A 21,480-nucleotide genomic window follows, 5' to 3' on the forward strand; every position below is an offset into this window, starting at 1 on the left:
GGGGTGTGTTGTGTGACGTCTGCCCGATCGGGGCGCGCCAGTCGTCAGGGCGATGCCGTTGGCATCGCCCTGACGACTCGCGGGTCAGAGCTGGATGGCCTTGACCTCGGTGAACTCCTCCACGCCGGCCCGTCCCAGCTCGCGCCCGGTTCCGGACTGCTTGTACCCGCCGAAGGGGGCGAGGGGGTTGAAGTCGGCGCCGTTGATGTAGACCTGGCCGACCTCCATTCGCCGGGCGATGCTCAGGGCGTGGTCCTGTGCGCCGAAGACCGCGCCCGTCAGCCCGTAGACGGTGCCGTTCGCGATCGACACGGCCTCGTCCTCGTCCTCGTAGGCGATCACGGAGAGGACAGGGCCGAAGATCTCCTCCTGGGCGATGACGGAGTTCGGATCGACGTCGGCGAAGATCGTCGGGCGGATGTAAGCACCGTGCTCAAGGCCGGGAATCCGGCCCGGACCGCCGGTGACCAGCGTCGCGCCGTCCGCGATCCCGCGTTCGATGTAGGAGTTCACGCGCTCCCACTGTCCCTCGGACGCGAGCGGACCGACACGGACGGACTCGTCGGTGGGGTCGCCGACGCTGTACTGCTCCGCCGCAGCCTTGAGCTTCTGCACGATCTCGGCCTGGCGACGCGCCGGCACGAGCAGCCGCGTCCAGGCACCGCAGGCCTGGCCGGCATTGGTCCACGAGTTGACGAGCGTCTGCTGGACGGCGCTGTCGATGTCGGCGTCGTCAAGGACGATGTTCGCCGACTTGCCGCCCAGTTCGAGGCCTACCCGCTTGATCGTGTTCGCCGCGACTGTCGAGATGCGCCTGCCGGCCTGGGTCGATCCCGTGAACGAGATCATGTCGACGTCCGGGTGCGCGACGAGCGCCTCGCCCACGACAGAACCCGAGCCGTACACGACGTTGAAGACCCCGGCCGGGATCCCGGCGGCAGCCACGGCCTCGGCGAGGAACCGTGTCGACAGCGGCGCGAGCTCGGCCGGCTTGAGGACGATCGTGTTCCCGGCCAGGAGGGCCGGGGCGACCTTGGTCATCACCTGCTGCAAGGGGAAGTTCCACGGCGTGATCGCGCCGACGACACCGACGGGCTCTCGGACGAGCACCGAGTTGCCCACCTTCTCGGTCCAGGCGACATCCGACTCGAGCTCGGCCGTCGCCGAGGTGACGAGCGCCGGGAAGCCAGCCTGACCGAGCCGGGAGAAAGCGATGGGTGCCCCCATCTCCGCGGTGATCGCCTGGGCGATGTCCTCGTTGCGGGCGGTGAGTTCTTCTGCGAGCCGACGCAGCAGCGCGGCGCGGTCGGAGGGCTCGACGGCCGCCCAGCCGGGGAGGGCTGCCCGTGCGGAAGCCACAGCGCGATCGACGTCGGCTGCGGTTCCGGCCGGGACGGCAGCGACGGTCTCTCCGGTGGCCGGATTGATGACGTCGTTCGTGCCGCCCTGCCCGGGAACAGTCGTTCCGTCGATCCAGTGGCCGTAGGTGCTGAGGTGTTCGTGTGTGTATGTCATGCGTCGACGATCGAACGGATCTTCGCGTGGATCCAGGTTCGGATGATCCGTGGACGCGCAGGCAGGGATGGCGGACCCAGGGGCAGATCGTCCCCGGACAAGCCGGGCCTGGCACCCCCGAGTGGTCGAGAACGAGACTGCAGTCGTCATCGAACCAAGAGGTGCTGTGACCTCGAACCGCGCCTGTGCGCACCGTCATCGGAGCTGCCAAATGTCACCTCGATCCGAGCGCTTCACGCTCCTGATCGCCGTCCTCGCCGGTGCGGCGTTCGTCGCCTCTCTCACCCAGACCCTGGTCGTCCCTGTGCTACCGACCGCACCGGCCGAGCTCGGGGTGACGGGCGCTCAGGCGAGCTGGCTGGTCACGGTGACCATCATCGCGGGAGCGGTCGCCAACCCGTTGCTGGGACGGCTCGGTGACCTCTTCGACCGACGCAAGATCCTTCTTCTCGCGATCGGGGCGTTCGTGGTCGGCTCTCTTGTGGTGGCGTCGGGGGACGGCATCGTGATGCTCCTTGTCGGACGCGGCCTCCAGGGGATCTCGGTCGCGGCGATCCCGCTCGGGATCAGTGTCCTCGCATCCGTCGTCCCGCCCCAGGGTCGTGCCCACGGAATCGCCGTCGTCAGCGCGATGATGGGGGTGGGCGGAGCTGTCGGGCTCCCGCTCGCCGGGGTCATCTCCGAGGCGTGGGGATTCCCCGGGCTGTTCTGGTTCGCGACGGCGATCGGCGCGATGGTCTTCGCGGCCGTTTGGGTCGTCGTCCCGCCGCTGCCTCCGGCAGCGGCGCGCGGGGGGATCGACCTTCCCGGTGCCGTACTGCTCGTCGTAGGACTTACGGCGCTCTTCCTCGCGATCAGTCAGGCACAAGGGTGGGGAGTCGCGGCCTTGGGGGTGCTGGCGGCTGCGGGCGTCACGTTCATCCTCTTCGGCCTCGTCGAGCGTCGGAGTCGTCAGCCGATCGTCGATCTGCGCCTCGCCCGGACTCGGAGCGTCCTCGTGACCAACGTCGCCGGTGTCCTTACCGGTTTCGCCATGTTCGTCGGCGTTCTCGGGCCAATCACGGTAGCCCAGATGCCGACGGGGGTGGGCTTCGGGCTCACTGTCGCCGTAGCGGGACTGTGCATGCTCCCTGGCGGCGTTCTCATGGCCGTACTCGCTCCCGTCGCGGCCCGGCTGATCGCGCGAGTCGGCGCCCGAGCGTCGCTGTTGGTCGCCGGAGTCGTCATCCTCGCCGGTTTCGGCTTCCGGTTTGTTTTCGACGCCGAGCTCTGGCAGCTCATCATCGCGACAACGATCATCTTCGGCGGCGCCGCCGTCGCTTACGCGGTGATGCCCGCCCTCATCCTCGGGGCAGCACCAGCTCGGCAGGTGGGTGAGGCCAGCGGCCTCAATGCGCTCGCGCGCAACGTCGGCAGCGCTCTCGCCAGCGCGACCTTCGGTGCGCTCTCCTCGGGGAGTGCTCCGACTGCTGATGGAATTGGCTCGCTCTTCGCTCTTGGCGCTGTGGCTGCGGGTCTGCTGCTCGTCACCACCGTGCTTCTACCTCGTCTACCGGGCAACACGCTCGACCACGGTGCACGGCACTGAGCGGGTGGACGCGCACGGCGGTAGCGGACGGACAGGTGGCCGGGACGAGTCCGAGCAGTACGCCATCGCGTCGACGACGCTTCGCACGTGCCCGGTGTCACCCATCCGTACGGCAGTCCCCTAGGCTGCGCGGGTGAGCATGTCGCGTCGCGGTGTGGTGCGGTCCTCGGACGGCACCACGATCGCCTACCGCACCCATGGTGACGGCGAGCCGGTCGTGCTGGTGCACGGCACCGGGCTCTCGCAGGTGGTATGGCGCGGGCTCGGGTACGTCGACGCCCTCGCCGGGTACCAGGTCGTCACGCTCGATCTCCGAGGCCACGGACGCAGCGGCCGCCCTTCGTCGCCCTCCGACTACACCTCGGACTGGTTCGCCGCCGACGCCCTGTCCGTCCTTGACGCGCTGGCGATCCCGCGCGCGCACTATCTCGGGTACTCGCTCGGGGCACGGATCGGCTTCACGCTGCTCGACACCTGCCCTGACCGCCTCAGGTCGTTCGTCTCGCTCGGTGGGACCCACCGCAGTACCGCCGGAGGTCCCGCTGAGGTCTTCTTCCCGGACTTCGACGAGGCTCTCCGGCTCGGGGGCATGGCCGAGTTCGTGGAACGGTGGGGACGCCACCGGGGAGCACCGCTCGATCCTCAGACGGCCCTCGCGTTCAAGGCGAACGACCCGGACGCCTTCCGCGCGGTGCTCGCCGCGATCGAGCAGGAGCCGGGGATACCGCCGGCCCGACTTCGCGACCTGACCACCCCGACGCTGCTCCTGGCGGGCGACAGGGACCGAGCCCGGTGGGAGGCCGCCGAGGAAGCGGCGCACCTGATGAGCAACGCCCGAACCGTGGTGCTGGAGGGCGACGACCACGCGACGACGCTCAGCGACCGCGCACGCGTCGTCGCCCACGCACTCCCGTTCCTCCAGGCTGTCACCGCGGGCGAACCAAGCCTCTGCCGGTAGACCGCCAGCCCAAGCCACGAACTCAGGCCACGGCCACGTCTCCCGCAGGTGGGGGCGCAGTACGGCATCCAGCCCGCAAGCACCCTCCGATCGCTGAACAGGGCGTGGCCGTCCGGGTGTACCGAACCGGCAGGTTGGAGTACACGGTCGGCCGGTGAGGCGCTTGGAATCGCGGTGGGAGGAATCCGGTCGCCCCCATCAATCGTCTTCGGGCAAGAGACCGGGTGCGGGCTGTCTCCAGGCGAGCCGGCAGCGCAGCAGGGGGCCCGTAGCGGAGTGTGCTGCGGGCCCCGCTGCTCGTGGTGCTGATCACCGGTCAGCGCAGCGCCGTGACCTCGTCCCGGCGACCTGCTCGCTCGTGAATCGTGGTACGCCCTAGTCCATGAAGGCGCCGCCGTTGATCGCCAGGGCCTCACCGGTCACGAATGCGGCGTCCTCACCCAGGAGGAACGCGACGACTCGTGCGACGTCCTCGGGCTGTTCCAGCCGGCCGAGCGGTGTGTCATCGATCCAGAGCTGACGCACCTCTTCGGGGGTCGTTCCGCGTAGCTCGGCCTCCCAGGCGAGCTCGCGGTCCTGCATCGGCGTGGCGACGTATCCCGGGCAGATGCTGTTCACGCGAATGCCGTGCTCGGCGAGCTCGAACGCCATGGCCTGCGTCAGTCCGACGACGCCGAACTTCGACGCGACGTAGTCCGCGAGGAACGGCACGCGTCCCTGCTTCCCAGCCATCGATGCGGTGTTCACGATCGCGCCGCGCACGCCTGTCCGCACCATGGCGCGCGCCGCGGCCTGACCGCAGACGAACACACCTTTCAGGTTGATGTCGAGCGTCAGGTCGTAGCGTTCGATGGGCATCTCCAGGAACCGCTGCATGAAGGAGATCCCGGCGTTGCTCACCCAGGCATCCAGGCCGAGGCGGTCGGCGACGTCATCGGCGACCGCGGCGGCGTCCGACGGGTCGCGCACGTCGAGACGAGCCGACTCGTGTCGCGCTCCGCCGATCTCCGGGAGGCCGCGCGCCGAGCGTTCAGCGGCGTCCGCATCGATGTCGGTGACAACGACCTGCCATCCGCGGGTGGCCAGCGTGCTCGCGATCGTACGGCCGATGCCGGATCCAGCTCCGGTGACGACGACTGTCCTTGTCATGATCGTGTTCTCCTTGCGATTCCGTGGGAGATGGGGGCCATGGCTCGCCCCAGCTCCCGCCATTGCGCGTACGCGTCGTCGTATCGGGCGACATTGTCCGGGTTCGGGGTCACGGGTTCGCCGCGTGCGATGAACCGGGACGTGTCGGCCCAGGCGTCCAGCTCGCCGGTCCCGACCGCGGCGATGAGCGCGGCGCCCAGGGACGCGCCGGGGTGGTCGATGATCGAGTGCATGGGTGCGCCGAGCACGTCAGCGTGGATGCGGCGCCACAGCATCGACTTGCTGCCTCCGTTCGTGATCGATGCGCGGCCGAGCTGGACTCCCAGCTCGTCGAACACCTCGACGTGGTGCCGGAAGCCGAAGGCGATCGCCTCGAGGACGGAGCGGTAGAGGTCCGCGCGGTCGTGACCGAGGTGCAGTCCCGCGAAGGTGCCGCGGAGGTCGGGGTCGTGCAGCGGGCTCTTCTCGCCGAGGAAGTACGGAAGGCACAGCACCTGGGCGGGTTCTCGTTGCGCGGCTTCGTCGTCGAGAACGGTGAGGGACTCGCCGCCGATCAGGGCCTGGTACCAGCGGATGAGGCTTCCGCTGGTTGCCATGCATCCGTTGGGCAACCACCGCCCCGGCACCGGGTGCGCGTCGAGGTAGAGCCTCGGGTCGTGCAGCGGCAGGTCGCTCGCGACGAGGATGTCGCCCGCGCCTCCGAGCTTGACGAGCCAGTCGCCGTGGGACTCGACGCCGGCGGCGAAGGCCGACAGGACGTGGTCGGCACCGCCGACCACGAGCTTGGTGTCCGGGTGCAGCCCGGTCTGCTCCGCCATGCCCGGCGAGAGGGTCCCGGCGACGTCGCCCGGCGAAAGCACGGGCGCGAGCAGGTGGGCATCGACGTCGCCTGCGGCCAGGACGTCCGGGACGAGATCCCCGTCGATCGTGTAGAGGCCGGATTCCAGGGCCCAGTTCCGCTCGACATGTGGCGCTGCGCCGAGCGCGACGAGCATCCAGTCGTAGGACCCGAGGATCATCCGGGTACGCGAAAGGACGTCAGGTTCGTTGCCGGCCAGCCAGGCGATGGTCGGCGCGACAGACTGCTGGGTGAGGGCCGATCCGGTCAGACCCACGAGGTCGACGCCCTGCAGCAGGCCGGCAAGCCGATCGATCTCCGCGGTCGCGCGCGCGTCGTTCTGCAGGATCGCCCGACGCAGGGGCCTGCCCGATTCGTCGGCGAGGACCACTGCCGGCACCATGCCGGACGTCGAGACGGCGCCGACGTCGGCGGGACGGACGCCGGAGGAGGCGAGCAGCTCGCGAATCGACGACGACACGTTCTCCAGCCACTGCGCCGGGTCGGCCTCAGCCCAGCCGGCGTGCGGCGAGAAGAGGGCGGACTCGCGCGTGGTCTGCGCGACGAGGCCGTGCTCGGCGTCGAAGAGGATTGTCTTGGTTCCCGTGGTGCCGATGTCGACACCGATGGTGAATCGGCTCACGTGAGAACCTCCGTCGCCAGGAATCGTCGCCAGTCACCGTGAACGGTGATGTCGGTCGCGTCGTCGAGGGCTGCCGGCTCGCACAGGAATCCGAGGATCCGTCGTCCGTCCGCCAGCGTCACCCGGCCGATGGTCATCGGGGCGACGAGGTCGCTGAGGAATTCTGCGAGTCTGCCTGGCGGGATGAGCCACTCCTCGCCGGTGACCGACGTCGCGCCGGGAACCTCGCCGACGTGGAGGAGCCCAGGCTTCGGCGGGGTGGTCTCCAGTGCGAAGAGGCGGTACTCCGGTGCCGTGGAGATGGCGCCCCGCAGTCGCGCGCCGCGGGCGGTGAGCTGTCCGTTCAGCGACTCCCCCGTCATGTGCGCGCCGAAGACCGCGATCGGGGTCGCTTCTGGCATCCACTCGGTCGAGGAAGGCTGTCCCAGGACACGCGCCGCGAGGTCGAGGAGCGCTCGGTCGGCGTGGGCGGGTCCGATCAGCGTGACGCCAACCGGGTCGACGCCGGGGATCGCGATCGCGGAGAGGTCGAGCAGGTTGACGAAGTTCGTATAGGTACCGACCCACGCGTTGCGGGCGACCGGCTGGGCACGGACTTCGTCGATGGTGGGATGGCCGGGCGCGGTCGGCAGGAGCAGTGCGTCCACTCGCCTCCAGAGTGCCCGCAGGTGTGAGCGTTCGGCGCGCAGACGCTGCTGGTCCTGAACGAGCTGGACTGCGGACGGCGCGGATCCCGACCGGACGATGCCGGCGACCGTGGCATCCACCGTGTCGGGCTCGAGATCAAGAAGATGCCCGAAGGCTGCGGTGCGCTCCGCGACCAGCGCGCCCTCATAGAGCAGGCGTGCTGCCTCGAGCAACGACGCGATGCTGACTTCGACGACGTCGAAGCCCTGCAGGCGGGCGTACTCCACGGTCGCGCGGTACGTGGCGCGCCACGCGGCAGTCATCGGGCCGAGCTCCGACTCCGTGGGGATGCCGATCACGGGTGTTCCGGCTGCGGCCAGCGGAGCGGTCGGCGACCAGGCACGACTGCCCGGATCAAGCTCATCCACGGCGATCATCGCAGCGAGACAGCGCTGTGCCATGGGGAGCTCACGGGCGAACACCGTGACCGCGTCGTAGCTCGGCGCCGCGGGCACGACTCCCCGCGTGGACACCAGACCGAGGGTGGGTTTGACCCCGACGATGCCGTTGAATGCTGCCGGAACACGTCCGCTGCCCGCAGTGTCCGTGCCCAAGGCCGCGTCGACGATCCCCAGGGCGACGGCGACCGCCGATCCAGCGCTGGACCCACCCGAGACCAGCTCCGGGTCGCGGGCGGCCCGGACCGCGCCGTAGGGGGATCGGGTGCCGACGAGGCCGGTTGCGAACTGGTCCATGTTCGTCTTGCCGAGGACCAACGCACCAGCTGCGCGCAGCAGCCGGACCGCTTCGGCGTCGCGCTCGGGCCGGTAGCGAGAACCAGGCGAGCCGGCGGTGGTGTCGAAGCCGGCGACGTCGATGTTGTCCTTGACGGCTATGACGGTCCCGGCGAGCGGAAGGTCGTCGCCTGCCGCCGTCCGACGGTCGATGTCCTCGGCCTGGGCGATCAGCTCGGAGGGCTCGGCCAGCGAGATCCAGACCTCGGGTCGCTCGACCTCCGCGAGCCGTTGCAGCGCCGCAAGGGCGCGCTCCCGAGCGGTGATGTCAGTCATCGGACACCCGTGGGGTGCTGGTCGACGAACCCGGTAGCCGCCTCGATGCCCGCGCCCAGCGCCAGGAGGTCGGCGTCGCGGCGCATGGGTGCGACGAGCTGGAGGCCGAACGGCATCCCCGACTCGGTGAACCCTCCGGGCGTGATCAGAGCGGGGTGGCTCGTCATGGTGATCCGGTTGGCCATGCGCTGCCAGTGGAAGTAGCGGTCGAACGAGATCCCGTCGATCTCGTGCACCCACTCGAGCTCGGCGTCGGGTGCCGTGACCGGGGTTGCGGGTGTGACGAAGAGGTCGTACTTCTCCAGCAGTCGAGCCGTCCGGCGGGTGATCTCGGTACGCAGCGCCAGGCCGTGCGCGATCTCCTTCGCGGTGAACGCTCCGCCCTGACGGACGTTGCGCACGAAGTCCGGGCGGTAGAGGTCGGGAGTCGCCTCCACGCCGGGCCACCCGAAGGAGAAGAAGCCGAACATCTCGACGATCTCCCAAGCCTCGTCCGCGTCCGAGAAGTCGATCTCGACGTCCTCGACGATCGCCCCGAGGCCGACCAGGCGGTCCCGGGCATCCGCGTAGGCGCGACGCACCTCGGGGTCGACGGGCAGGCCGTCCGCGTCGTGGCTCCACGCGATGCGGACACCTTCGACGGAGCGCGGCTGGATGTCGGCGAAGGCTGCGGGATCCTGGTCGAGCGACAGGGGTGCGGCCACGTCAGGGCCGGAGATCGCAGCCAACAGCAGTCCGGCATCGCGGGAGTTCCTTGCCATGGGGCCGAGGACGCTGTGCGGCGACCAACCGCTTCCCGGAGCGTCTGCGGGCACGAGCCCCGCGGTAGGGCGCAGGCCCACCGTGTTGCAGAACGAGGAGGGGTAGCGAAGGCTCCCCCCGCTGTCAGATCCGTCGGCGACAGGAAGCATGCCCGATGCGATCGCAGCACCGGCGCCCGACGATCCGCCGCCGTGGCGGGACGTGTCCCAGGGGTTGCGGGTGATGCCGTAGACCGGGTTGAACGTGAGCGTGCCCACCCCGTGCTCGGGGGTGTTCGTCTTGCCGATGACGATCGCGCCGGACTCACGCAGCCGGTGCACGAGGAGGCTGTCGCGCGTGGCCGCGGGCGCGTCGGCGAATGCCGCCGAGCCGTAGGTGGTGGGCAGGCCTTCGACGTCGAGCAGGTCCTTCACCGCGGTGGGAAGCCCGTGCAGCACACCCAGCTCGTCACCCCGGGCGACGGCGGCATCTGCCTCTGCGGCAGCCGCGAGTGCTTGCGACTCCGGTATGGGAGCCACGATCGAGTTCAGGACCGGGTTGACGTCCTCGATGCGCTCCAGGTGAGCGCGCATGACCTCGACGGCCGAGATCGTCCGGTTGCGGATCGCGGCAGCGAGCTCGGTGGCGTTCCAGTAGTAGAGGGGTGTCTCGGACATGTGATCAGTGACTGCCTTTCATGACACCGGAGACCATGTAGCGGTTGAGGGCGATCGCCACGATGACGACCGGGATGGTGGCGATCTGGGCGAAGGCGCCCATCTGGCCGATGCTGATGTCGACGCTCCCGACCGTGGCGAGCATCCCCACGGGAAGGGTCGCGGTGCGCGGGGTGGTGAGCAGCAACGCGAACAAGAAGTCGTTCCAGGAGAACAGGAAGACGGCGAGCGCGCTGGTGAGGATTCCCGAGCGTCCGAGGGGGACGGCGATGCGCCAGAACACTCCCCATCTGCTGCATCCGTCCATGCCTGCGGCGGCCTCCACGTCGGGTGGGACTGCCCGGAAGGTCGTGTACATGGTCCAGACCACGAACCCCACGTTCAGCGCCGCGCTGATGAGGATGAGCGCGAGCTGTGTCCCGACCAGGCCGATGTCGCGCATGACGAGGTAGAAGGGGATCAGTGCCGCGACGGGTGGCACCATGCGCAGGAAGAGGAAGACGTAGGCAACTGCGGGCGCGGCGCGCAGCGTCGAACGGGCCAGGGCGTATCCGGCGGGCACACCGAGCAGGAGTGCGAGGAGCGTCGTTCCCGTCGCCACGAGGACGCTGTTGCCCAGCAGGCGGCCCGGCTCGAACAGCTCGAAGATGCCGGTGAAGTTCGACAGAGTCGGGGTGAAGAGCAGGTCGAACGGGTTCTCGGAGTAGATGTCCACTCGGGTCTTGAACGCGGTTCCCATCAGCCACAGGACTGGAGCGAGGAACAGCGCGAGGACGATGAGGAGCGCGGCGGCGTTGAGTCGGCTGCGAGCCACCGTGCGCCGGTAGGCGCGATGCGTCACGAGTGCGGTGTAGGCGGCCATGTCAGTGCGTCTCGTACTTCCGGTTGAGGCGGTTGAGGGAGAAGACGTATACCGCCGAGAACGCGACGATGATGATCAGGAGGACGTTGCTGATCGCGGACGCATATCCGACGTTGAAGAACTGCAGGCCTTCGGTGAAGGCGAGGTAGTTGAGCGTGGTGGTCGCGTTCCCGGGACCGCCCCCGGTGATCGCGTAGATCGAGTCGAACACCTTGAAGGCGTCCATGGTGCGGATGACCACGGCGATGAAGATGAAGCTCGACAGCTGCGGAAGGACCATGGCGAACAGCCGGCGCCAGTAGCCGGCGCCGTCGAGAGAGGCGGCTTCGATCACCTCGTCAGGTAGTGAGCGCAGGCCGCCCAGGAGCGTGAGCGCGATGAGGGGCGTCCACTGCCACACGTCGACGAGGATGATCGCCGGCATCGCGGTGACCGGGTTGGTGACCAGGCTGTCCAGGTTGCCGCCCGCCAGCGCGTTGACGATCACACCCAGCGGCCCGTACGTGGTGGAGTAGAGGTTCTTGAACAGGAGCGCCCCCACCAGCGGGGTGAAGGCGACCGGCACCAGGAAAAGGGCGGTGACCACCTTGTTGAAGCGGGTGTCACGCCACAGCATGAGCGCGATCGCGAGGCCGAGCACCAGCTCGATGGCGACAGCGGCGACGGCGAACGTGAGCGTGTTGACGATCGCCTGCTGCCCCAGGGGATCCGTGAGGAAGCGGGTGTAGTTGTCGAGGCCGACGAACTGGGGCGCGACCGCCGCATGTCTGAGGTCGTAGTCGAAGAAGCTCAGCGAGAAGGCCGAGACGATGGGGTACACGCACACCGCCAGCGCGAACAGCACGGCGGGCGCAACCAGCATCAGGAGAAACAGAGCCTTCTGCCGCCGAAGGCGCGGAGCCGTCGATCGGCTGGAGGGTGCCGGGCGGGTGGACTGGGCTGATACGCCCATCGTCTCGACCATGGTCATGTTCGTAGATCTCTCGCTGTTCCGGTCCGGGGCGCCCTCAGAAGAGCGCCTCCGCGGTCGCTTGCGCTTCATCGAGCGCTTCCTGCGGGGTCGCTCCCTTGGTGAGCACCTTGCTCACGGCGATGCCGACGGCGTTCTCGATCTCGGAGTACTGCGGCACGCGCGGACGCGCGTCGCCGTCGCCGTTGGCGAGCGCCTCCGCGACGACGGGCTGGAAGGGGAACTCGGCCGTGAGCTCGGGGTCCTCGGCCGTCGACTTGCGGATGTACGTGCCCGCTCCGTCTTCCACCCAGCGCTTCTGCACCTCGGGCGAGGTGACCCACTTGATGAATTCCCACGCGGCGTCAGGGGTATCACTGTCGGCGTTGATCGCCAGACCCCACCCACCGAACGCGTACTTGGGGTCGAGCCCGGCCGCCATCGGCGCCGGAACGGTTCCCACGTTGCCGGCGATGGTGCTGACGTCGGGGTCCTCGTAGGAGGCGCGGCTCACGCTCCACGTCTCGACGGTGGCGGCGCGGCCCTGGGTGAAGGCGGTCTCCCGCTGCCCCCAGTCGAACTCGGTCGCGCCGGGCGGTGCGGCCTGGTCGAAGAGGTCGCGATAGAGCTCGAGCGACTTCACGTTGACGTCGGAGTTGATGACGGGCTTGCCGTCTCCGTCCAGGATCTGCCCGCCCGACTGGAACGAGTACGCCATCCAGTCCTGAGCGGCTGCGGGTCCCTGCTGCCCGTTCGCAACCCAGCCCGCGACGGGTCCGTCGTTGCCGATCGCAAGGGCGACGTCGGAGAGGTCCTCGAGAGTGGCCGGAACCTGCAAACCCTCCTGCTCGAGCACGTCGGTGCGGTAGTTGAGCAGGTTCACGTAGCCCGCGAGCGGGTAGGCGATCTGCTTGTCGCCCCACTCCCCCTGCGTCCACGCGGCGTCGTAGATGTCGTCGAGGTCCAGCTCGTCCGCATCGCGCGCGATCCGGTCGGACAGGTCCACCGTGTTGCCGGCCTCCGCGAACTCGCCGGTCCAGACGATGTCCATCGTGAACAGGTCGAAGTTCCCCGTGCCGCCGACGAAGTCGCTCCGCACCCGCGTCGCGAGGTCGCCGTACCCGACGACGTCCACCTGGAAGTCGACCCCGTTCTCGTCAGCCCACTCCTTGGCGAACTTCTGGAGCGTTGACGCGAAGGGGTCGTTCATGACCGCCATCGTCAGGCTCTTGCCCTCGAGCGAGCCCCCCTCTCCTTCGGGAGCCGGGGTGTCGCTGCCACCAGTCACGCAAGCGGCGAGAGCGAGGGTTGTGGACATGCCTACCGCGACCATCGCCGCGAGGCGCCGTTTCCTGATCATTCGATAGCCTTTGCTGTTGACGGATGCTTCGCATCCGTTCATCGGGTGATTGGTGCTGCTGTCGCCGTCACCGGCGCCAGAGCCGTCGGGGCACGGCGGCTCTGGCGGTCGGCCCCGTCAGCCCACGGTCGAGGCCTCGGGAGCTTGCCTGACGTCAGTTCCCTGGTCGGGGACGGCGTCAGAGTTCTCGATGCAGATCACGTCAATGCCTTGTCTGCGAAGGTCCAGCACGATCGGGTCGTCGTCCGCCGCGTCGCAGATGATGACGTCGGCGCTCGAGGCGGGCGCGATGTTGACCAGCGTGCTTCGTCCGAGCTTGCTGCTGTCGACGGCGACGATGACGCGGTCGCTCCCCGACATCGCTGCCTTCTTCACCGCGCTCTCACCACGGTGGTAGTCGGAAAGGCCTCGCTCCGGATCCACGCCCGCGACGCCTGCGACATAGGTGTCCGCGTTGTACTTCGCGAAAGTCTCGGCGGCGTCCGGTCCGACCAGGCTGAGCTCGCCGGTTCGTAGTTCGCCGCCGGTCACGATCACGGTGGTACCCGGCTCCTCGCTCAGCTCGACAGCGGCCAGGATGCTCGGAGTGATGACCGTCAGCCCGAGGTCGCGGCCGCGCAGTGCGCGCGCCACGGCGAGAACGGTGCTGCCGCTGTCGAGGATGACGGTCTCCCCGGGAAGGAGCATCTCGACCACGGCATCGGCGATGTGTGACTTCCCGGTCATCGCGTCGGTCAGCCGGGTCTGGAACGACGGTTCGTCGACCTTCCGGGTCACCGCGATGGCACCACCGGTCACCCGGCGTGCGACGCCGCGCTCCTCCAACCGCTCGATGTCGCGGCGGATCGTCATCTCGGAGACCTCGAGCTCACGGGCCAGGTCGGCGTACTTGACCTCGCCGAGCTGGAGCACGCGCTCTTCGACGATCGCTCGTCGCATCTTGACTGCCATGGCACCAACCTAAAAGTAGGGAGTTACAAATTCACAGTCGAGGTGTTACGAAGGTGTTACATCTCGACTCTGAGCTGTCATGTGTGCGATCGTATGCCTCAAGATGTGAATTTGTAACCCCTGGCGCAGGCTTCGATGGAAGGAACTGGCATGACCAGCTGGCTGAACGAGATCTTCGACGCACCGAAGCCCGTGATCGCGATGCTTCACCTGAGCGCGCTGCCCGGAGACCCTGGCTACGACAGCACGGCCGGGCTGTCTGCGGTCGTCTCACGGGCGCGGCGGGAGCTCGCCGCACTCCAGGAGGGCGGGGTGGACGGCGTGATGTTCTCGAACGAGTTCAGCCTCCCGTACCTCACCAAGACCGAGCCGATCACCGCCATCACCATGGCCCGCGTCATCGGCGAGCTCCTGGACGACGTCACGATCCCCTACGGCGTCAACGTCCTGTGGGACGCACGCGCATCGATCGACCTGGCGGTGGCCACCGGCGCCCGTTGGGTGCGCGAGATCTTCACCGGCGTGTACGCGAGCGACTTCGGCATGTGGGACACCAACGTCGGCGAGATCGCCCGTCACCGACACCGCATCGGAGCCGACAACGTGCGCCTGCTGTACAACATCGTCCCCGAGTCCGCGCAGTACGTCGCCGAACGGGATCTGGCATCCATCACCCGGACCACCGTGTTCGCCACCGCGCCCGATGCGCTCTGCGTATCCGGGCCCACGGCGGGCGCCCCGACGGACATCGAGGCGCTTCGCATCGTCAAGGCGAACGCCGGCCACACCCCGGTCTTCGTGAACACAGGCGTGCGCGCGGAAACCGTCGAGCAGGTACTCGGCGTCGCCGACGGCGCCGTCGTGGGCACGTACTTCAAGTCCGAAGGCATCTTCGAGAACGAGGCAGACTCCAGCCGCGTCGAAGAGCTGATGTCCGCCGTCCGCTCGCTTCGCTCCGGCTTCCTCGCATCAGCCTGAGCGATCCCTTGCCCATCGGTGCAGCGCCGGTCCTCAGTTCCGGGCCACCCCGCAGAGCTGGACCACCGGGGTCGGCGTCGTGGACGCCGACCCCGACGTGGGCACCTCCGTTCAGCGCGACCAGCGCCTCGCGCGCGGCGTGCTCGCTCAGCGCGGGCGAGGACCGGATCGCCTGGAGGAGGACCTGCCTGGGGGGCGCACTCCGTGCACTCGCCCGACGGTGCGGCAGCGCCACGGTATGGTGCGTGGTGCAGCGGCGCCCCGGCGCCGCCCTCGCGTTGCTGGGCCCGGGCCGCACACCTCGACCGGCAATCCAGGGATCCACCGTGACGAGCTACCTCGATCGTCGACACCACCGTGCTCGCCTCGTCCGCGATGTCATCCGCGCCAAGATCATCGCGGGTGCCTGGGGGCGGTCTCTGCCGGCCGAGGACGAGCTGGCAGTACGGTTCGGCGTCGGCAGGAACGTCGTACGCGAAGCGCTCGCCGTGCTCGTGCAGGAGAACCTGCTGCGACGCATACCGGGGCAGGGCACCCAGCCGACCACGCACGTCCTGCTGCACCAGCTCAACTCTCTGCGCGCGATCGGTGAGGACGGCGAGACGAACCTGACCGAACGTCTCGTCTTCTACCGCCTCATCGACTGGAGCGAGCTCGACCCGACGCCGGCCGTCGCCGAGCAGCTCGAGCTCGAACCGGGCGATCGAGTCATCCGCTGGGAGCGGTTGACCATGGGGCCGGAGCCGCTCGTGCTCTGGTCATCCTTCCTCCGCACGGACCTCGGGCTCGAACGACCTCCCGTCGACTCGCCGAGCCTTGGCGGCGGGACGTTCGCCTACCTGGAGTCCTTCGGCCACGAGCTCGGTGAGGCGGTCGTGACCACCGGGGCGGCGCGTGCGGACGCCGGAGTCGCGGAGCTGCTGCGCCTCGAGGTCGGCGATCCGACGATGCTGCAGCACCGCAAGACCTACAGGTCCGACGGCACGCTGATCGAGATCGCCACCGGCTACTACCGCGCCGATCAGATCCACATCGTCAACCACTTCCAGCGCAGGCCCTTCGTCGATGGTCAGGCGAGCGACGGTCGGCACTGATGCCAGTCGGTCTGCGACTGCAGCATCGCGCCGACCCGCAGCACCCCTGCCTCGTCGTCGGGCGGGCCGATCACCTGCAGACCGATGGGCAAGCCGTCCGGGTCGAACCCGATGGGCAGGCTCATCGCCGGCAGGCCGGGAACGCTCGCGAGCGCGGTGAACCGCATCAGGCTGGTCAGGACGTCGCGTTCGACACCGTCGATCTCGATGCTCGTCTGCCCCACGCCGGGAGCGGTGAACGGCAGTGTCGGAGTGACGAGCACGTCGACCTGTTCGAACGCGGCGATGAAGTGGCGTCGCACGTGGGCGCGATACCGCTGGGCCTGCACGTAGTCGACCGCTGGGATGACGAGCCCGGCCTCGAGGTTGGCTCGTACGTCGGCGCCGTAGTCCGCGGGACGGCTCCGTAACCAGGGCGCGTGGTGGGCGCTCGGTTCGACGGCGTCCACGATCACCAGAGCGTCGACGACAGCTTCGAGGTCGGGGATCTCGACCTCGTGCACGCTCGCCCCGAGCCGTTCGAGCAGGACGAGAGTGTTGTCGAAGGCCTCGAGCACAGCAGGCTGGAGCTGGACGCGGCTGACGCCGGAGACGACGCCGATGCGCGCTCCCCGCTGCATTCGCTCCCGCACGCCGGCAAGGCCGGCGGTCGGGTGCCCGTACGACTGCGGGTCGCGGACGTCGTGGCCGCTCATGGCGTCCAGCAGCACGGCACAGTCCTGCGCGCTGCCCGCGAGCGGGCCGACCGTGTCGAGCGACCATGCCAACGGGTAGACGCCCGCGTTGCTGACCCGGCCTATCCCCGGCCGGATGCCCGTGACCCCGTTCATCGAGGCCGGCAGGCGCACCGAACCGCCCGTGTCGGTGCCGAGCGCGGCGAACACGGTGCGTGCCGCGACCGCCGCACCCGAACCGCCGCTCGAACCCGCAGGGCTCCGGCTCAGGTCCCAGGGATTACGGGTCCTGCCGAAGTGCGGGTTGTCCGTCGTGCCGCCCCAGGCGAACTCGTGCAGGTTCGTCGTCCCGACGATGATCGCACCCCGTTTGCGCAGGCGTGCCACCACCGTCGCGTCCTCCTCCGAGAGGTTGCCCTGCAGGATGCGGCTGCCTGCGGCGGTGAGCGTGCCCTCGACGTCGATGTTGTCCTTCACCGCGATCGGTACTCCGTGCAACGGGCCGAGGTCGATCCCGTTGCCGAGCAACGTCTGGTGCGCCTGGGCGATCTTCAGGGCTCGATCGGCGTAGACGTCGACGTACGCCGCGAGCTCGGTGGTCTGCTCGATCCGTGTGAGGGACGCGGAGACCACGTCGACGACGCTGTACTCGCGTCGTCGCAGCCCGGCTGCGAGCTCGGCGATGGACAGGTCCAGCAGCTCCTGCATCAGCGGTCCCCCGTCGTCACGACGGTGATCGGCGGTTCACCGGCTGGGATCACGCGCTCCGCGACCACCCGTACCCGGGCTGCTCGCGCCAGCCAGTCCTGCGCGAGCTCGACCGTCGCCGCCTCGGCCTCACCACCGTCGAGGTGTACGCCGTGCTCGCGTAGCAGTGCTCTTACCTGGTGTGCGTCCATGCTCAACACCCTTCTGGCAGCCGGGTGCCGGCGCAGACCTCTGGTACCGGCACCCGGTGGTTCACTCGGTACCCGCTTCGTCGGCCGCGGTTGCGGCCTGCTCGGCGAGCTCGGTGTTCACGTTCGTCTCGTAGCTCGTCGCGTCCGAGGGGTAGTCCTCGACGTTGCCCGCGTACAGGGCGATCTCCAGGTTGTTGTCCCACGACTCAGGGGTGACGAGCACCGTCTCGGGATACCCCTTGGCTTCGATCTCGCGGTTGACGGAGGTCGCGATCACGTCGTCGTCGAGATCGCTGAAGTACTCCTGCGCGATCTCGATCGCCCGGTTGGGATCGGCGTAGATCGACCGGCTCGCACGCTCGAACGCGGTCACGACGCCCTGCGCCGCCTCCGGGTTCTCGTCGATGTACGCCTGCGTCGTGGTGAGGCTCGAGAAGGCGAAGGGCGACCAGTCCTCGTCGGCCGAGAAGGAGTACACGCTCGTCAGGCCCATCGCTTCGCCCTGGGCGACCTGGGGGTCGACCGCGAGTGCGTAGTCGGCCTGTCCGGACTGGACGGCGGCGAGCTCGTTGCCGATCGCGACGTTGACGATCTCCACGTCTATGTCGTTCTGCTGCGCGAGGTAGGTCATGAACGCCCAGGTCGTGTCCGGCTCGGGGCTGGTCACCACTCGCTTGCCGTCGAGGAAGGACAGGTCGTCCTGCAGGTCGGTGTCGTCCTGGCCGATGATGAACACGGTCGGGGCGTTCTGCACGGCGGCGACGACCACGCCCTCGCCCCCCTGCTCATGCGATTTGGGGACGAACACCGGGTCTTGGATCGAGAAGTCGGCCGAGCCGCCGAGCACCGCGGACCACGACTGGGTGCCGCCGCCACCGGTGTCGATCGTGACGTCGACGCCCTCGTCCTCGAAGTACCCCTGCTCCTGGGCCACGTACAGGGGCAGGTAGAGCAGCGACTGGAATGCCTGGTTGATGACGACCTCGTTCGAGCCCGGGTCTGTGCCCGCGCTGGCGCTGGTGCCTTGCGCGCCGCAGCCCGCTGCGGCCAGGGCGAGGGCGCCGGCCGCGAGTGCGGCGAGATGACGGTTGCCGTGGAGCTTCATGGTGTTCCTTACTTTTCCCATCGAAGGAGGATGCGTTCGATGCCGGAGACGATCAGGGTGAAGGCGAGCACCATGACCATCACGAGGGCGAGTCCGGCGAGCACGATGTTGACGCTGAAGTTCGAGCTGCCGAGCAGGATCATGTGGCCGATGCCGGCGTTGGACGAGATGTATTCGCCGACGATCGCGCCGACGATCGCGAAGCCCACGTTGAGCTTCAGGGCCTGTACGACCCAGGTCATCGAGGCGGGTACGACGACTCGGCGGAAGGCCGTGCCGCGGTTGCCGCCGAAGGAGCGGACGAGGTTGAGCAGGTCCTGGTCGGCCATGCGCGCGCCGCGATAGGAGGTGGTCAGCGACACGACGACGCAGGAGAAGGCGACGATGACGATCTTGGACTCGAGTCCGGTGCCGAACCAGATGATCGTCATCGGTGCGATGGCCAGGACGGGGATGCTGCCGATCGCGGCGATGAAGGGGGCGCTGAGGTCGGCGACGAACTTCGAGTACCACAGCAGGAGACCGATCGCGGAGCCGCCGACGGCGCCGATGACGAAGCCGAGCGCGACCTCCAGTGCGGTGGTGCCGACGTCGAGGAGCAGGTCGCCGCTCTGCCAGCGTTCGACGAGCACCTGGCCGACTCGGCTGGGGCTGGAGAACAGGAAGGTGTTCACGGCACCGGTGCTCGCACCGATCTCCCACGTCGCGAGGAGCGCGATGGCGATGGCGGCCTGCAGCGTGATCAGCAGGGTGCGGTAGGTGGTGGCGCGCCGTCCGGTGGCTGTGGAAGGAGCCCGGACGACTCGGTCGTCTGCGATGTCGAGTGTGGTCATGCGTGGGTCTTCCTTCACGCGGCGATCGGCGCTCGGCCGATGCTCGTCCAGATGGCTTCGTAGTAGTCGTTGAACTCCGGGGCGAGCCGGCGTTGGTCGATCCGTGTGGTGTCGGTGGTCAACGCGATCGGGATCTCGGCGACGACCTCTCCGGGCCTGGCCTTGAGCACGTAGACGCGGTCGGACAGGGTCACTGCCTCTTCGATGTCGTGGGTGACGAAGACGACGGTCTTGCCGCGCTCACGCACGGTCTGCAGCAGCTCGCTCTCGAGCTGGATCTTCAGCGGGTAGTCGAGCGCCTTGTAGGCCTCGTCCATGAGGATCACGTCGGGGTCGGTGACCAGGGTCCGCATGAGCGCCGCGCGCTGGCGCATACCGCCGGAGAGCGCTGAGGGGTACTTGTCCTCGTAGCCCTCGAGGTTGTAGGCGGCGAAGATCGAGCGCGCTCGCTCGCGTGCGTCGCGGCGCCGCATCCCCTGGATCTCGAGCCCGAGCCCGACGTTGTCGAGCACGGTCAGCCAGGGGAAGAGGAGGTCCTTCTGCAGCACGTAGCCGATGTGCGGCGTCGTCGTGCCGGTGACGACCTCGCCGTCGAGGCGGACCTCGCCCTGGGTCGGGGGCAGGAGGCCGGCCACGATGTTGAACAGGGTCGACTTGCCGCAGCCGGACGGGCCGACGATCGTGACGAACTCGTTCTTCTCCGCACGGAAGCTGATGTCCTTGAGTACCTCCGGGCCGTCCTGCGTGTACCTCTTCGAGACGCGTGTGATGTCGAGGACGCTCATGCCGTCCACCTGCCTTCGAGTGCTGCGGTCGGGACCGTCGAGCGGCTGATCGCGCCGCCCGCGTCGATCGGGATGTAGTCCTTGAGGAAGTCGTAGGCGATGTAGCCGCGGCTACGGGCGCGGCCGATCGAGCCTGTGACGTCGATCTCGGCGACAGCGAGCCCGGCCTCCGGCCCGGTGTCGGCGACGATGCGGCCGAGCGGGTCGATGATGCGGCTGTGGCCGTGGTACTGCAGGCGTCCGAGCGAGCCGACGAGGTTGGAGCCGACGAACCAGCACTGGTTCTCCAGCGCTCGTACCCGGCCGAAGAGCGTGTAGTAGTCGACCATCGGGTCGGTGGCGGGGTCGCAGACCGCATCCTGGTAGGCCCAGGCAGTCGGCATCACGAGGATCTGCGCACCGCGCAGCGCGAGGGCTCGGGTGGTCTCGGGGAAGCACTTGTCGTAGCAGATCAGCATCCCGATCCGACCGAGCTCGGTGTCGAACACAGGAAAGTCGTCGCCCGGCCAGTAGACGTGCTTCTCGTCGCCGGGCTGATGCACCTTGCGGTAGCTGCCGACCAGGCCGCCCGGCCCGAGAAGGACCGCGGTGTTGTACAGCACGTGCGGGCTGCGGGGGTCGCGTTCGGTCATACCGAAGATGACGTGCAGGCCGAGCTGCGAGGCCAGCGCGGCCATGTGCCGCACCGACGGACCGTCGAGCGGTTCGGCGTGCTCCTGCTGGTAGCCGACGTGGTCGAGGTCGAGCGAGAGCGTGTCGGGCAGATACCCCTGCAACGCCTGCTCCGGCAGGACCAGCAGATCTGCGCCCTGGCGGGCCGCCTCGCGCATCTCGACCTCACATCGAGCGAGGTTCGCCGCCGGATCCCACTGCACCTCGATGGCGGCGGATGCCACCGTGATCGACCGTTGTGCCATGTGCCCCTCCGTGACGCGATGCCGACGTCCTGCCGACCGCATCGAGTCTTCGGGGCTGGTGTTTCCCGGCCGTGCGAACGGGATTTCTCCATGGTTAAGCCATCTCACCAGGCCCGACACACCGCACTGACCTGCGCTTTTGCTCCATTCGACCGCCGCTCCGCCACCAACGCCGACCCTGAGGTGGATTGCGGCTCAAGACCGAAACTGGCGCCGAGCAGGTCGACCATCCGCGTCGTCGGTTGTTTCACCCGTCCCAGACCGAAC

Annotated in this window: 19 protein-coding genes; 4 read left to right on the top strand and 15 right to left on the bottom strand. The window is 68.6% G+C overall.

Annotated features, from left to right (window positions below):
• Window positions 1-84: 84 nt before the first annotated feature.
• Complete coding sequence (locus QRN56_RS07000) at window positions 85-1,515, bottom strand: aldehyde dehydrogenase family protein (protein ID WP_285102087.1); 1,431 nt, start codon at window positions 1,513-1,515, stop codon at window positions 85-87.
• Window positions 1,516-1,726: 211 nt separating this feature from the next.
• Between QRN56_RS07000 and QRN56_RS07005 the strand changes: the two genes are divergently transcribed.
• Both QRN56_RS07005 and QRN56_RS07010 read left to right on the top strand, forming a co-directional pair.
• Window positions 1,727-3,103, top strand: coding sequence for an MFS transporter (locus QRN56_RS07005; RefSeq protein WP_285102088.1), 1,377 nt, complete (start codon window positions 1,727-1,729; stop codon window positions 3,101-3,103).
• 139 nt (window positions 3,104-3,242) lie between these two features.
• A complete protein-coding gene (locus tag QRN56_RS07010) occupies window positions 3,243-4,061 on the top strand; it encodes an alpha/beta fold hydrolase (protein ID WP_285102463.1) in 819 nt (272 codons plus the stop codon).
• A gap of 375 nt (window positions 4,062-4,436) precedes the next feature.
• Here the strand turns inward: QRN56_RS07010 and QRN56_RS07015 are convergent, their stop codons facing one another.
• The 8 genes from QRN56_RS07015 to QRN56_RS07050 form a co-directional block, all read right to left on the bottom strand.
• Window positions 4,437-5,273, bottom strand: coding sequence for an SDR family NAD(P)-dependent oxidoreductase (locus tag QRN56_RS07015; protein WP_285102089.1), 837 nt, complete (start codon window positions 5,271-5,273; stop codon window positions 4,437-4,439).
• Window positions 5,207-6,691 (bottom strand): FGGY-family carbohydrate kinase, encoded by a 1,485-nt coding sequence (locus QRN56_RS07020; protein ID WP_285102090.1) that lies wholly within the window; start codon window positions 6,689-6,691, stop codon window positions 5,207-5,209. The genes QRN56_RS07015 and QRN56_RS07020 overlap by 67 nt, the downstream gene beginning before the upstream one ends.
• A complete protein-coding gene (atzF, locus tag QRN56_RS07025; RefSeq protein ID WP_285102091.1) occupies window positions 6,688-8,388 on the bottom strand; it encodes an allophanate hydrolase in 1,701 nt (566 codons plus the stop codon). Before atzF ends, QRN56_RS07020 begins: the two co-directional genes overlap by 4 nt.
• Window positions 8,385-9,806: an amidase gene (locus QRN56_RS07030; protein ID WP_285102092.1), complete on the bottom strand. Its 1,422-nt coding sequence runs from the start codon at window positions 9,804-9,806 to the stop codon at window positions 8,385-8,387. The genes atzF and QRN56_RS07030 overlap by 4 nt, the downstream gene beginning before the upstream one ends.
• 4 nt (window positions 9,807-9,810) lie before the next feature.
• Complete coding sequence (locus QRN56_RS07035) at window positions 9,811-10,620, bottom strand: carbohydrate ABC transporter permease (RefSeq protein ID WP_285102093.1); 810 nt, start codon at window positions 10,618-10,620, stop codon at window positions 9,811-9,813.
• A gap of 49 nt (window positions 10,621-10,669) precedes the next feature.
• The gene (locus QRN56_RS07040; protein ID WP_285102094.1) at window positions 10,670-11,530 is read right to left on the bottom strand and encodes a carbohydrate ABC transporter permease; all 861 of its coding nucleotides are present in this window, start codon (window positions 11,528-11,530) and stop codon (window positions 10,670-10,672) included.
• 145 nt (window positions 11,531-11,675) lie between these two features.
• Entirely contained in the window at window positions 11,676-12,827 is a 1,152-nt protein-coding gene (locus QRN56_RS07045) for an extracellular solute-binding protein (protein WP_285102095.1), read from the bottom strand.
• A 267-nt stretch (window positions 12,828-13,094) separates the two neighbouring features.
• Window positions 13,095-13,928, bottom strand: a complete 834-nt coding sequence (locus tag QRN56_RS07050) for a DeoR/GlpR family DNA-binding transcription regulator (protein WP_285102096.1) — start codon at window positions 13,926-13,928, stop codon at window positions 13,095-13,097.
• Between the two features lie 150 nt (window positions 13,929-14,078).
• Between QRN56_RS07050 and QRN56_RS07055 the strand changes: the two genes are divergently transcribed.
• Window positions 14,079-14,906, top strand: coding sequence for a BtpA/SgcQ family protein (locus QRN56_RS07055; RefSeq protein ID WP_285102097.1), 828 nt, complete (start codon window positions 14,079-14,081; stop codon window positions 14,904-14,906).
• 326 nt (window positions 14,907-15,232) lie between these two features.
• A complete protein-coding gene (locus QRN56_RS07060) occupies window positions 15,233-16,000 on the top strand; it encodes a GntR family transcriptional regulator (protein WP_285102098.1) in 768 nt (255 codons plus the stop codon).
• Here QRN56_RS07060 and QRN56_RS07065 read toward each other — a convergent pair.
• The 6 genes from QRN56_RS07065 to QRN56_RS07090 all read right to left on the bottom strand — a co-directional run bounded on the left by QRN56_RS07065 (window position 15,976) and on the right by QRN56_RS07090 (window position 21,213).
• Window positions 15,976-17,382: an amidase gene (locus tag QRN56_RS07065; RefSeq protein ID WP_285102099.1), complete on the bottom strand. Its 1,407-nt coding sequence runs from the start codon at window positions 17,380-17,382 to the stop codon at window positions 15,976-15,978. The two genes, QRN56_RS07060 and QRN56_RS07065, sit on opposite strands and share 25 nt — an antisense overlap.
• The gene (locus QRN56_RS07070; protein WP_285102100.1) at window positions 17,382-17,573 is read right to left on the bottom strand and encodes a hypothetical protein; all 192 of its coding nucleotides are present in this window, start codon (window positions 17,571-17,573) and stop codon (window positions 17,382-17,384) included. The genes QRN56_RS07065 and QRN56_RS07070 overlap by 1 nt, the downstream gene beginning before the upstream one ends.
• Before the next feature lie 61 nt (window positions 17,574-17,634).
• Window positions 17,635-18,678: an ABC transporter substrate-binding protein gene (locus tag QRN56_RS07075; protein WP_285102101.1), complete on the bottom strand. Its 1,044-nt coding sequence runs from the start codon at window positions 18,676-18,678 to the stop codon at window positions 17,635-17,637.
• Window positions 18,679-18,686: 8 nt separating this feature from the next.
• Window positions 18,687-19,511 (bottom strand): ABC transporter permease, encoded by an 825-nt coding sequence (locus QRN56_RS07080; protein ID WP_285102102.1) that lies wholly within the window; start codon window positions 19,509-19,511, stop codon window positions 18,687-18,689.
• A gap of 14 nt (window positions 19,512-19,525) precedes the next feature.
• The gene (locus tag QRN56_RS07085; RefSeq protein ID WP_285102103.1) at window positions 19,526-20,296 is read right to left on the bottom strand and encodes an ABC transporter ATP-binding protein; all 771 of its coding nucleotides are present in this window, start codon (window positions 20,294-20,296) and stop codon (window positions 19,526-19,528) included.
• Entirely contained in the window at window positions 20,293-21,213 is a 921-nt protein-coding gene (locus tag QRN56_RS07090) for a carbon-nitrogen hydrolase family protein (RefSeq protein ID WP_285102104.1), read from the bottom strand. The genes QRN56_RS07085 and QRN56_RS07090 overlap by 4 nt, the downstream gene beginning before the upstream one ends.
• Window positions 21,214-21,480 lie beyond the last annotated feature (267 nt).

The organism is Promicromonospora sp. MEB111 (assembly GCF_030209445.1).
Taxonomy (GTDB): Bacteria; Actinomycetota; Actinomycetes; order Actinomycetales; family Cellulomonadaceae; genus Promicromonospora.

Excerpts from the sequence above, each read along its gene's own strand:
- QRN56_RS07040 (WP_285102094.1), bottom strand. The coding sequence starts at position 11,530 with ATGCTGGTTGCGCCCGCCGTGCTGTTCGCGCTGGCGGTGTGCGTGTAC.
- QRN56_RS07055 (WP_285102097.1), top strand. The coding sequence starts at position 14,079 with ATGACCAGCTGGCTGAACGAGATCTTCGACGCACCGAAGCCCGTGATC.
- atzF (WP_285102091.1), bottom strand. The coding sequence starts at position 8,388 with ATGACTGACATCACCGCTCGGGAGCGCGCCCTTGCGGCGCTGCAACGG.
- QRN56_RS07065 (WP_285102099.1), bottom strand. The coding sequence starts at position 17,382 with ATGCAGGAGCTGCTGGACCTGTCCATCGCCGAGCTCGCAGCCGGGCTG.
- QRN56_RS07030 (WP_285102092.1), bottom strand. The coding sequence starts at position 9,806 with ATGTCCGAGACACCCCTCTACTACTGGAACGCCACCGAGCTCGCTGCC.
- QRN56_RS07005 (WP_285102088.1), top strand. The coding sequence starts at position 1,727 with ATGTCACCTCGATCCGAGCGCTTCACGCTCCTGATCGCCGTCCTCGCC.
- QRN56_RS07090 (WP_285102104.1), bottom strand. The coding sequence starts at position 21,213 with ATGGCACAACGGTCGATCACGGTGGCATCCGCCGCCATCGAGGTGCAG.
- QRN56_RS07000 (WP_285102087.1), bottom strand. The coding sequence starts at position 1,515 with ATGACATACACACACGAACACCTCAGCACCTACGGCCACTGGATCGAC.
- QRN56_RS07085 (WP_285102103.1), bottom strand. The coding sequence starts at position 20,296 with ATGAGCGTCCTCGACATCACACGCGTCTCGAAGAGGTACACGCAGGAC.
- QRN56_RS07070 (WP_285102100.1), bottom strand. The coding sequence starts at position 17,573 with ATGGACGCACACCAGGTAAGAGCACTGCTACGCGAGCACGGCGTACAC.
- QRN56_RS07075 (WP_285102101.1), bottom strand. The coding sequence starts at position 18,678 with ATGAAGCTCCACGGCAACCGTCATCTCGCCGCACTCGCGGCCGGCGCC.
- QRN56_RS07010 (WP_285102463.1), top strand. The coding sequence starts at position 3,243 with ATGTCGCGTCGCGGTGTGGTGCGGTCCTCGGACGGCACCACGATCGCC.
- QRN56_RS07050 (WP_285102096.1), bottom strand. The coding sequence starts at position 13,928 with ATGGCAGTCAAGATGCGACGAGCGATCGTCGAAGAGCGCGTGCTCCAG.
- QRN56_RS07045 (WP_285102095.1), bottom strand. The coding sequence starts at position 12,827 with ATGAACGACCCCTTCGCGTCAACGCTCCAGAAGTTCGCCAAGGAGTGG.
- QRN56_RS07080 (WP_285102102.1), bottom strand. The coding sequence starts at position 19,511 with ATGACCACACTCGACATCGCAGACGACCGAGTCGTCCGGGCTCCTTCC.
- QRN56_RS07015 (WP_285102089.1), bottom strand. The coding sequence starts at position 5,273 with ATGGCGGGAGCTGGGGCGAGCCATGGCCCCCATCTCCCACGGAATCGC.